The following is a 10739-nucleotide window of genomic DNA, read 5'->3' on the forward strand; positions in this document are numbered from 1 at the left end:
CTACGCCTTCGTTTATTTATCGCCCCGTTATTTGTAATTCCTGCTTCAAGGCCGCTTGAAGAATGGCAGATACGTTTACGCCCGCCTTGTCTGCTTCCGCATTCAGCCAAGAAGGCAAAGAAACATTGCGGCGTACCGTCCGCATATCGTTCTTCCTGCGATATTCCGAAAAATCCACGTCAACCAGCGTTATAACGTCTTCTTCGTGTTCTTTTGAAATTCCCGCAACGTCAGAGGGGCGCGGGATTGCCTCTTTTTCGTCTTCCATATCAATTCCCATAATGCCGATTGCGTCCCGCGCCATTTCCATAGCGTCCGCATAGTCCGTCCCTTGCGTGTTGATGTTGAAATCAGGCACAAACACAATGATATGTTTTGCTCCTTTGCTCATAACAATAGGGTATGCCGCTTTCATGTGAATACCTCCAAATTATTTTATGATATATTGTTTGCCGTAGCGCGGGGGCTTATTGTAGCCCCCGCCGCCGTATGATTGCCCTTGCTAATTCTTCGTCCGTTTCTCTGTGCCGTACCACGCTTTCACGTTCTTTTCCTTTTACGTATATGTCATGGTTTGCACCGTGCCGTTTGAACTTCCAACCATTCTTTTCTAATAATGCTATGAGGTCTTTTGTTTTCATGTCCCGCCCTCCTATTCCCCCATTATACACAATAAATGTGTATATGTCAATAGCTTTCAGGAAAATAAATGCGAAAAAATGCAGAAACGGCGGGTTATCCCGCCGCTTTTTCATTCTTCCAACCCGACAAGCCATTGCGTAGACACGCCAAGCACCTTTGAAAGCACCATCAATTCATAATCGGTCACAAAGCGCGTGCCGATCTCCATTCTGGAAACGCTGTCCCGCTCCATAATCACACCTTCGATCTGCAACTTTGCCGCAAGGTCTTCTTGCGTAAGCCGCCGCTTTAGCCGTGCTTCCCGTATTCTGTCCCCTGAAACATTCTTCTTCCCGTGATAATCGTATATTTTCACCTGCCTTCGCCCCTTTCTGTGTTAATCATCAGCGCTATTCTTTACTTTAGCGCATTTTTGCGGTATAATCGTGTTAAAGGTCAGAACACAAACCGCGTTCCGGCCTGTTGCCAAAATATGAAAGGGGCTATTCAAACTATGAAAAAAAGCAAACTGATCCGAATTGTTCTTCTGTCCTGTTCGCCTCTCTGTCTGGCCGCGGCAATAATCCTTTTTGCCGAAGGCGACATAGCTTCCGGCGTTTGCGGCCTTGCGCTTGCCGCTGTGCTGATCTTTTTCGGATTGCGGAAGAAGAAAACGCCGCCCGCAATGAAGCCAGAAAGCTCGCCTTTGTCAAATTCCGCTCCCGTCGCGCCGCCTGAACCAGCAAGGCCGAATATCCCCGCGGCTACCATTGCCCCGCCTGCGCCGAAGCAACCGGAAGCCCCGCCCGCGGCAACCCCCGCCGTGCCAGTTCTCCCCGCGGTTTCCGGATATGAGTTGAAGTATAAGTATTCCGAAGTCAACATAGCCGGAAGCGCACATTATGAATGTGACGGGCTTTCGATCGGAAAAATGATTGACTTTGTACCAGAACCCGACAACGAACACGACCCGAAAGCCGTTGCAATTTTCTATGATGGTATCAAGCGCGGCTATCTTCCAGCAAACCAGCTTCAAGCCATGTATCACGACTTCCGCGCCCGTGGGGGCGACGCGATAGGCATTATTACGCGCCTTGGCTCTGGAAGCCTTCAAATGCTTTTGGGTTTTTATGTGAAAACAAAAAAGCCCGCGACGGAAGGTAAAACACTTTTGCAGGACAACAAAAAAGCAAAGGTCTTCCGACTTTCCGGGCGCGTTAGCGACGATATGTTATCCAGCCTATCAATATACGAAAAGGGCGACGGCGTAGAATATGAATTCGATTACACGAAGGGCAAGTATTTAGCCACTATCGGCGGGGATATAGGCTATTTCCCAAAATCAGCCGAAGCACTGCTTGAAGCAGGCGCAAAAGCCTTCATTGATCGCATTGACTACGATAGCGAAAAAGACAAGTACACTGTTTATGTAGCACTTTTCCCAACAGAAGGATAACCCCGCACACAAACGAAAAAAGCCCCCGTGCCAGCCGATAACGGCCAGCACGGGGGCTTCTCTATGCGTTCAGTAAATGGGGCGGGTGTTACCCGTTCCATGTGCCGCCCAACGCGGCCACGGTGAAGCGTCCGGCCCTGCCGTCCACAATAAGACGGTTTGCGGCCTGAAAGCACCGCACGGCATAGGCCGTGTTGCGCTCATACACACCACTTGCGCCGGACGCGCCGCAATGATACCCGCGGGCGATCAAGGCGGCTTGCAGGGCCTTCACGTCTTCGCCCTTCATAAGCGGTTTTGTAATTTTCAGGACGCGGGCAACCGCCCAGCCTTCCGCGGCGGGGGCTTTTTCCTCTTCCGCGGCTCCACCGCCGCCAGCTTTGGGGGCGGCCTGCGCCGCTCCCTCTTCGCTCTGTTCCGGAATATCGCCGTTCTGATCCGGCGCATGGGCGGCTTGTTCCGTATTTTCGCCGCTTCCGCCCGATCCGTTATCCGGCGCGCCGCTTTCGCCCACGGCCCCGCCGTTTCTGTTATCGGCTTCGGCGGTTTCGTTACTGCCGCCGCCTGCGGACGGGGAAGGCTCCGAAGCGTTGCCCGTTTCGGGGGCGTGGGCGTTTCCTGTTTCCGCGCCCGCGGCGGGCGTGGCGGCGGCCTGCCGCTCTTCTACCTTGTCCCGCTCGACGGGCGCGGCGGTTTTGTCTGCCTTCGGCTTCCGTCCCGGCTTCTTCTTCGCTGTGGTCTGCTTTTCGCTCATTGTGTGCAACCTCCCTTAAAGAATAGGCCCCCGCCGCCGAAGCGAACGGCCAGCGGGGGCGCGGGCTTTATGTACGCTGTTCCGTGTGCGTCTTCGGAAGGGCGAAAACGGCGGCTTCAATCGCGCCATCAACAATTTTCTTCATGTCGCCGTCAAGCTCCACCCCCGCCGCGGCGATAAACTCATACACAAGCCGCGTTGCTTCGTCCTTCCGCTGTGCCTCTTCGATCTTGCTTGTTTTATAAAGCTGTTCCGCGGCCTCTGCCGCCTTCTGCGCCCACCCGATCACGCGGTCAATAAAAGCGATTACCTCATTGCCGGGAAGGAAGGTCTTTAAGGTGTCAACCACACAATCCGCGGTGTCAAGCACCGTCCCCGTGCCTGCCAGCACGCCGGAAAGGTTGATCCCCTTCTGAACCAACCGCGGGATCACCACGGCCAGCCCGCCGAATACCGCCAGCACCGCGGCCAGCACCACCAGAAGAATAATTGCGTTGTTCATGTTTTCGTTTCCTCACTTTCTTTTATTTATCCGCATACGCTCATACAAGCGTAAGATCGGCCAGCTTGACGGCGGCCACCACTACGCCGCCGAAGGTGATAACGGCCCGATCGCCGGAAATTTCTTTCACGGTATGATCGCGGCCATAGACGAAAGAGGCAAGCCCGCCGCCCGTGTAGGTCTTCGCGCCCTCCTTCACGCGCACGGTGCTTCCCGCGGTAATCTGCGGGGCGGGGGCGGGCGCGGCGGCCTGCCCCTTGCTTTCCTCCACTATGAACGCGTCCGCGAAGCCTGCGGCCTTTGCCTTCTGCAAGCAGGCTTCGGCGTTGGCCTTGACGCTGTACGCGCCGATCTGGACGCGGTAAAGCGTCTTCGGCTCCGGCGCGGGGGCGGGCGTTTCCTCCGGCACGCCTAACCGCTTGTTTACCTCTGCGGCGATCTGCCCGTGAAGGTTATACAGATAATCGCCAGGACACGCCTTCGCCGCAAACCAGCGGTGAACGGTCATGTTCTGCTTGTCCACCTGTCCGATCAACGCCTTGTCGCCCTTCCAAAGAAGCCGCTTGATCCCGTTGCGGCGGCAAATATCCGTCACAAGGTCAAGCAGGGCTTTATATGCCTTGTCGGACACGTGCCACCCTGTTTCCGCGCCGCCGTCGTTTGCAACCTCGATCGTAACGGCGCGGTTGTCATTGGACGCGGAAGACGTACACCACGAACGATCCTTTTCCTCAACATACATTGCTATGCGCCCGTCGCTCCCGATCCCGTAGTTGCTGGAAGCCTGCCGGGAAGACGGCGCAAAGACGTTCCCGCACGTTTCAACGGAAAGATCGCCCGCCATGCAATGAATAGAAATGGTGTCGATCTTGTGATTGCGCGGGCTTGTCTTGTTCGGTGAAATTTTGGTATAACAAATCAAATTGCTGTTGCTCATTTTGCTTTATCCTCCGTTTACGTGATTTTCCAGTGTGTCAAGCCGCTTGTGCGCCTGCTTCGCGGACGCTTCCACGGCAACCAGCCGTTCCATAAACTCCGTGTTGGTCTTTCGCTGTTCCCGCTGTTCGGCCTTAATATCATCAATGCCGCCTTTGATATAGCCGATTTCGGTTAATACCGTCGCGTCGCTCTTTGCTTCGCTCTCTGTGTCGCTCTTCCTGTTGCGGGCGAAGGCGGCATAGCCGAAGACGATTGCGCAAACCGTACTAACCACCGAAAGCACCGTTAAAAGCTGTTCCACGATTTCACCCCCTTTCCACTCGCTCCCATTGCCACATACCCGGCGTGTCAGGCGGGTATACGCAATTCGGCATATCTCCCGCCGCCTTGTAAACTGCGCCTTTATAGCTGTAATATAGGCCGCTCTTCACGGCTACCAGCACGCCCGCGGTTTCCGGATATGGGATCGGATCATCTGCCGCGCCTGTGTGCGCCAGCTCCACAAGGCGGTAATACGCGAAGGTAGTTGCCACGGGGAAGGCGGCGGCATTGGACGTGTGCGGGGCGACGATCTCAAACAACAGGCCGCCCGCCTTTATAATCTCGCCCACGGTGTTATAGGCGTGATTATCTATGAATTCCGGATAATCTACCACCGCCGCCGAAGCAAGGATCATTTCGTCAGAAATGGCCCCCGTGCCTGCGGCGCGATCCCCCACGATCTGCGCCTTGAAGGAAAGGGAAAGCAAGGCGGCGGTGCTGTCGCCCGCCGCCTTCACTTCCCGAAGCTCCTTCTTCAACTCTTCCGTGTTGTCCGGCTTGTCCGGCCTATGTGTCACGCTCATTCAAAATTACCCCCAATCGAAGATACCCAGCATTCGGAAAGGGCTTCGCCGCGGCCCACGGTCACGCGGACGTTTAGGCCGTACTGCACCGCCGCGTTTTCCGTGTTCTCGAAGACGTGCGCCACGCCCTGCAAAACCGCGTTCGTGCAATCCTCCCACGCGGGGGAAGGATCAAAGGGATTGTTTGTCACTTCCACCTTGAACGTGCCGCCCGCGGGAATATTCCGCGTAACAACCACGTTCGCCCGCTTCGGCTGTTGCGTTGCTTCCAGCGGCACGGAAAGATAGATCACAAAGCCGTTGATCGCCTTTGTGAAGGTCAGCGTGCGCACCGCCGAATTGCCTGCGCTGTCTGTGGCCGTGATCGTGATTGTGTGCGCCGCATTCGTCAGCGACGTAAAATCATTCCCGGCCAACGTCAGGTTTACAGACTTTCCAAGCGTGGGCGTGTGCGTCTTCAAGGTCTTTCCGTCCACCTTTTCAACAACGGTCACTATGTCGCCGTCCGGATCGTCCACGGTGTAAGCGTAGGAAAAGCCCTCCCGCTTCGTCCCAAGATCGGCGTTCTGCCCGGAAATTGTGGGCGGCTGATTGTGGATCACCGCGGACGGGCTGGAAGTGATATATGCGCTTTCATTGCCCACGCTGTCCCGCGCCTTCACGCGGTATTTTACCGTGTTCCAGCTTGTAGACACATTTTCTTCAAATGTGCGGGCGGCTGTCGCCGCCACCTGTGTATAACTTCCGTTGTTTGTGGCGCGCTCCAAAATATAGGTGATCGCGTCGCCCTCCGGATCGGTGGAAGCTCCCCACGATACCGCGATCTTCTGCCCGCTGTAACAATTCGCCGGAACGGAAACGCCGGACGGCGTAGACGGCGCGGCGTTCCATTGAAATTCATAATTCCCCTTTGCGTTGGTGCTGTCAGATACCAAGATTGAAGAATTAAGATTACAAAGCGGGCGCACGCCCCGGCTGCCGTAGTACGCGCGGCCGTTGCTCAGCGCGCCCGAAGAAATGACATTGCGCACGCTGCACGAATCGCCGGAATCCGGCGTGCGAAGCCAGTAATACCACGCCGCCGTAGCATTCAAACTGCTGTTTGTGTACGTGCTGTTTTTCACGCATTCCGCTGTCGGGTATGCAAGGCGGCTTGTGTTGTCGGAAAACAAGGCCAGCTTCACGCCTTCGGCAATGTTGTTTTCGTTTGCAAGCCCTACTTCCGTAGTTGACGGAAGGTGCATTTTCGCCTTTACGGTTTCGTAGCTCCCGCCGTCCGTAACGGTGTTTTTTGCCACCGTTACCGTTGTTTCCAGCAGGGCGGCAACAAAGCGATCATCAAGCATTGCAAGGAAGCCCGCCTTGTCGGAATACGGATTGTGATTGCTCCAAACGTTAGCCGCCGTGGGCGGCGCGTCTGCGCTGTGCTTTGCGCTGTACCACTTGCCCGCCGCCGCTGTGCTGTTCAGCCATTGAATGAGGTTTGCGTACAAATAACGGTTGTTGCCGTAGCTTCTGCGGTTGCCGTCGCTGTTGGCCGCTTCCATTGCGTCAAACGCAAGCAAGATCGGGATTTTGTCAGTTATCAGCGTTACCGAATTCGCCGGATAGCCTGAATGATTTTTGTCTGCTACCTTAAAAACAACCGTTGCCCCTAACAGCGATTGAAACGCCGCCTTTACAGGAACTTCGATCGTTGCGCCCACGGCAAGCGAACTTAAAGCCTTTGACATTCCTTCATTCCCCCTTTTCTGAAATTGAACCGCCGTCACGCTCTTTCAGCGCGGCGGCGGCCTTGTTGAAGTATTTGTTGAAATGCTGATCCATTTTGCGGATCAAGTGATAGCAATTCCCTTTCGCCGCGTGGCCGCGCCAACTCTGGTATGATTGCTTCACGGTGTCCGGCTCGATCTTTCCGGCCTCCATCAGCCCGCACAATTTCTTCACCTTGCGGCGGGCGTTGCTCTTTGACTTCCGGCGCACCTTGCGGATCACCGCGCCCGTTTCCGTCAAATATGTATGGAAGCCTAAAAAATCAATCCCGTTTTTCAACGGGTATATGGCCGTTTTCTCATTCAGCGAAAGCCCTATTTCGTTTACACGTCTTTCAATCTCCTTCCAGCAATAGCGCAAATATTCCTTGTCTTCATGGATCAAATAAAAATCGTCCATATAGCGGCCATAGAATTTCACTCCCAATTTTTCCTTGATGAAGTGATCCAGCGGCGAAAGATAAAGCAGGGCGAAAAGCTGTGAAGATTGATTGCCGATCGGAATTCCTACGTTGCCTTCCGTGCTGTCTATAATCATGTCCAGCAACCACAAGCATTCGGGATCGTCAACATACTTCCGCACAAGCTCCTTCAAAACGTCGTGCCGGATCGAATAGAAGTATTTGCGAATGTCGCCTTTCAGCACCCAGCCGTCAACGCCCTTCTTCCGGTAAAACCGCCGCATGAACTCTTCCAGACGTTCAAGCCCGAAGTGTGTTCCTTTGCCTTCCTGCGACGCGTAATTATCCTTGATGAAGGACGGCAAAACCCGCGGCCCTAACACGTTGTCGCATAGGGCGTGTTGCACAACCTTGTCTTTGTAGCTGTTCGACATTACAATGCGTTCTTTCGGCTCGTACACCTTGAACGTGTTGTATGGGGAAAGGCGGTAAGTTTTCGCCCGTAACTGCGCGCTTAAAAGGTGCAAGGCTTCCAGCAAGTTTACTTCAAACTTCGCCGCCGCTCCCTTCCAGCGTTTGCCGCGCCGTGCCTTCCGGTATGCGCGGTATAGATTTTCAAAATTCCATACTTTTTCAAAGTCCGTCATTTATAAAAAGCTCCTTGCCGTGTGTAACCTCGGCCAAGCCTTGCGGCCATGCTCCGGTATCGGCAATCTTGTATTTATCCCTGCTGTGGATAGCAGGGAAGGGAAACACTTTCCTTTGATGGTGGTATTGTGTTTTCGGCCAGAATTCGGCGCAAGCTGAATTCTTCGGCCTACTCTGTCGAATGATCCACCGAAGCGGGCGCACGCCCCTGTTGCCGTTGTACGCGTTGTTGTTGTTCAGCGCGCCCGAAGAATTGACATTGCGCACGTTGTACGAATTGCCGGAATTCGGCGGCGGGGCGTGCAAAAGGAAAAGAAGAACCTACAAAGTGTTCCCCGAACGGTTTTCTAAGCTCTCGTTTTGTCCCGCTTCTTCCACGCGGCCACCATGTACTTTACATCAAGAACCAGCTTCGACCAGAAGTTGCAACTTTTCATTGATATAAAGCCCATTTCCTGCGAAAGCTCAATAAAAAATAGAAGCTCCTTGCAATAGGTCATTGCCCGCGCTTGAAGCCTCTGCCGTTGTCTGAATTCGTCCGCTTGCCGCAAATCTAATTCGTTCGCTTCAAGCGTCATTTCGTAAATGTCAACCGCTTTATCCTGAATGCGGTTCACCAGCGTAAAGCGGTATTTCTTCGGGTAACGCTCCGTGCTGTTGGTGATCGTGAAGGTATGCTTTACAAGGTCTTTCGCCTTCACAATCACGTTGAATTCGGAAGGCTCTTTGCGTTCCCGCTCCTGTCCCTGCATTCAAGCACCGTCCTTTCCTGATCCGCTCCAAAATCGCGGTATCTTCGGCGCACCCCTCAAAATCGAAGCCCGCCGCCGTGATTGTCAGCGTGGCCGCGTTGCCGGACGGCGTAACGCCGCAAAGCACCACCGCCGCCGAACCGCCGCACATTTCGCACGGCGGGCGAAGCTCTGTGAAGATGTTGCCGATTATGCACGATAATTCCGCGCCCGTGCAAGCGCACCGCGTCAACATTCGATCCGGCGCAACGCCGCGTTCCATACGCCCGTTGATACCACGCCGTCCAGATCGTCAAAGAGGATCAAGAACGGGTTTGCCGTTATGTCATTGAAAAGCACGGCTTCGATCAACTCAATGCGCGCGGTGTTGCTCTGTATCATGTTCACCAAATGGCCTGCGGTGTCTTCGTCAAGCACGTTCTTCACCGAAGCAAACCATGCGTTGAAGTCGTTTTCCGCTTCCAGCTTAAACGCGTTCATGTAGGCTTGCAGGGCGTTGTACTGCTGATCCCCCAAAAGCTCCAAACTTTCCATATAGGACACAAGATCGTTGAACTCTTGAAGGCTCTGCCCCTTGTAGTCTGAAAACCACGCTTCAAGCTGTGCATTAAACGCGGCGGTGTCTATCTGATCCACCACGCCCGCCACCACGCCGCAAAGGGAAGGATCAAGGCGGCGATCCGTTATGACGGCCTGCGATATGGCCGTAACGCCCGCGCCCGTGGTAATGTCCGCAAGGCACAATTCGTATGCGTCCGCGTCCCTCTGCAATGCGGGCGGCGTGGGCGACGCGGACGGCACGGAAGACTTCACCACAACGGAAATTAACCGTTCCGTCAAGTCCCAGCGCACAACAATTCGGTCAATCCGGTTCAACACGCCGTCCGCAACCGGAAGCGTAAGGGAAAGATCGCCCGTATTGTGATAGAAATAGCCGTTGATCCACGCCTTGCCCGCCTTCACGGTCACAACCATTCCCGAACCCGCCACCACTTGAAGATTGTTGGACGGAACGGGGAACACGCCGTTGCCGATGAATGAAGCGAAGTATTCGGCCCATTCCTCCGCGCGGTATACGCGATCATGGGAAACGGAATTGAAAAAACTTGATTTTTCCATGTTTTCACCCCTTTACTTTGCAATTTGCCGTATCTGTGTAAGCAGGGCGGGCAAGCTCTCACCAAAAGTAATGTCGATTTCTTCAATGTTCTGTTGGTAAGTTTCGGACACTTCGGTAATACGCACGTTGATCTTGATACCCCAGCGTTTATTAACGCACGTCACCCTGTCGCCTAAATCGTAATCTTCGCGGTATTTCAGGTTTGCGTGCGTGTTGATCTTGCTGGAAAAGCTCAATGTTTCGGCGTATTGTTCCAGCTCCGACGCGCCCCGCTCCAAGAGGCACGCCAAATATTCCGCGTCCGTGCGCGTGATCTCTGTTTGCGCGCTGTCCGTGTAAACCTTCGTAATATCCGTTGCATTCACAAAGATTTCTTCACGGTCAAGGCCGGACGCGCCGCCGCCCACTTCGGCCACAACCCGCGGTTCTACCTCTTCGCCGCCCACGTATGCGGTTGTTTTCAGGTTTTCAACGCTGTTTGTGTATTCCTGCTCTGTGATGTTGTCGAATTCCTGCGAAAAGATACAAGGCGGGTTTTCCGTCTGATCTGCGGTCAGGTTGCGGCCAGCGTATACGCTGAAATAGTGCTTTCCCGTGCGCACATCGGAACGGGAACGGAAGCCCAGCTTTGCCGCCTTCGCCGCCGTTTCCACGGCCAAAAGCGCGTTTATAAAGGCTTCGGACGTGTAGTTGATCCTGCCGCTTCCGGTGTCCACGTCCAGCGGGTCAAGAAGAATATTCGGAATGCGGCGGGCGGCAACCCGTGGGGAAATGATATTTTCCCGGACGATCCGGTATAGAATATCCTGCGTCCCGCTCGTTGCCGTTATCTGATCGCGCACAATGCGCTTCCCGATCCATTGCGTGATAAATTTGCCCTGCACTTCGATTTCTTCAAGGCCCTGCGAATTCTTGCTTATGTTCACATA

Annotated in this window: 14 protein-coding genes; 1 reads left to right on the forward strand and 13 read right to left on the reverse strand. The window is 54.3% G+C overall.

The features are described 5' to 3' along the window. Window positions 1-16 precede the first annotated feature (16 nt). The 3 genes from D1841_RS07045 to D1841_RS07055 form a co-directional block, all read right to left on the reverse strand. Complete coding sequence (locus tag D1841_RS07045) at window positions 17-415, reverse strand: type II toxin-antitoxin system HicB family antitoxin (RefSeq protein WP_160642520.1); 399 nt, start codon at window positions 413-415, stop codon at window positions 17-19. A 52-nt stretch (window positions 416-467) separates the two neighbouring features. Beyond that, a complete protein-coding gene (locus D1841_RS07050) occupies window positions 468-641 on the reverse strand; it encodes a type II toxin-antitoxin system HicA family toxin (protein WP_160642521.1) in 174 nt (57 codons plus the stop codon). Between the two features lie 110 nt (window positions 642-751). Next, window positions 752-997, reverse strand: coding sequence for a helix-turn-helix transcriptional regulator (locus tag D1841_RS07055; protein WP_160642522.1), 246 nt, complete (start codon window positions 995-997; stop codon window positions 752-754). Between the two features lie 138 nt (window positions 998-1135). On the opposite strand from D1841_RS07055, the gene D1841_RS07060 reads away from it, so the two are divergent. Next, window positions 1136-2077, forward strand: a complete 942-nt coding sequence (locus D1841_RS07060) for an HIRAN domain-containing protein (RefSeq protein WP_160642523.1) — start codon at window positions 1136-1138, stop codon at window positions 2075-2077. Window positions 2078-2165: 88 nt separating this feature from the next. On the opposite strand, the gene D1841_RS07065 is transcribed toward D1841_RS07060, so the two are convergent. The 10 genes from D1841_RS07065 to D1841_RS07110 form a co-directional block, all read right to left on the reverse strand. Further along, the gene (locus tag D1841_RS07065; RefSeq protein ID WP_160642524.1) at window positions 2166-2831 is read right to left on the reverse strand and encodes a peptidoglycan-binding protein; all 666 of its coding nucleotides are present in this window, start codon (window positions 2829-2831) and stop codon (window positions 2166-2168) included. Between the two features lie 67 nt (window positions 2832-2898). Then, a complete protein-coding gene (locus D1841_RS07070) occupies window positions 2899-3333 on the reverse strand; it encodes a hypothetical protein (protein ID WP_160642525.1) in 435 nt (144 codons plus the stop codon). Between the two features lie 40 nt (window positions 3334-3373). Next, on the reverse strand, window positions 3374-4270 hold the full coding sequence (locus tag D1841_RS07075) for an N-acetylmuramoyl-L-alanine amidase (RefSeq protein ID WP_160642526.1): 897 nt from the start codon (window positions 4268-4270) through the stop codon (window positions 3374-3376). A 6-nt stretch (window positions 4271-4276) separates the two neighbouring features. Next, complete coding sequence (locus D1841_RS07080; RefSeq protein ID WP_160642527.1) at window positions 4277-4573, reverse strand: hypothetical protein; 297 nt, start codon at window positions 4571-4573, stop codon at window positions 4277-4279. A 4-nt stretch (window positions 4574-4577) separates the two neighbouring features. Next, entirely contained in the window at window positions 4578-5117 is a 540-nt protein-coding gene (locus D1841_RS07085; protein WP_160642528.1) for a hypothetical protein, read from the reverse strand. Then, window positions 5114-6850, reverse strand: a complete 1737-nt coding sequence (locus tag D1841_RS07090) for a DUF6273 domain-containing protein (protein WP_161879933.1) — start codon at window positions 6848-6850, stop codon at window positions 5114-5116. The genes D1841_RS07085 and D1841_RS07090 overlap by 4 nt, the downstream gene beginning before the upstream one ends. 4 nt (window positions 6851-6854) lie before the next feature. Further along, the gene (locus D1841_RS07095; RefSeq protein ID WP_166554238.1) at window positions 6855-7937 is read right to left on the reverse strand and encodes a reverse transcriptase domain-containing protein; all 1083 of its coding nucleotides are present in this window, start codon (window positions 7935-7937) and stop codon (window positions 6855-6857) included. Between the two features lie 348 nt (window positions 7938-8285). Next, entirely contained in the window at window positions 8286-8690 is a 405-nt protein-coding gene (locus D1841_RS07100) for a four helix bundle protein (RefSeq protein WP_160642531.1), read from the reverse strand. Window positions 8691-8918: 228 nt separating this feature from the next. Then, complete coding sequence (locus D1841_RS07105; protein WP_160642532.1) at window positions 8919-9809, reverse strand: hypothetical protein; 891 nt, start codon at window positions 9807-9809, stop codon at window positions 8919-8921. 12 nt (window positions 9810-9821) lie between these two features. Next, the coding region (locus D1841_RS07110) for a siphovirus ReqiPepy6 Gp37-like family protein (protein ID WP_161880191.1) at window positions 9822-10739 on the reverse strand (918 nt) is incomplete at its 5' end.

It is taken from the genome of Neglectibacter sp. X4, assembly GCF_009917365.1.
In the GTDB taxonomy this organism is placed as follows: domain Bacteria; phylum Bacillota; class Clostridia; order Oscillospirales; family Acutalibacteraceae; genus Acutalibacter.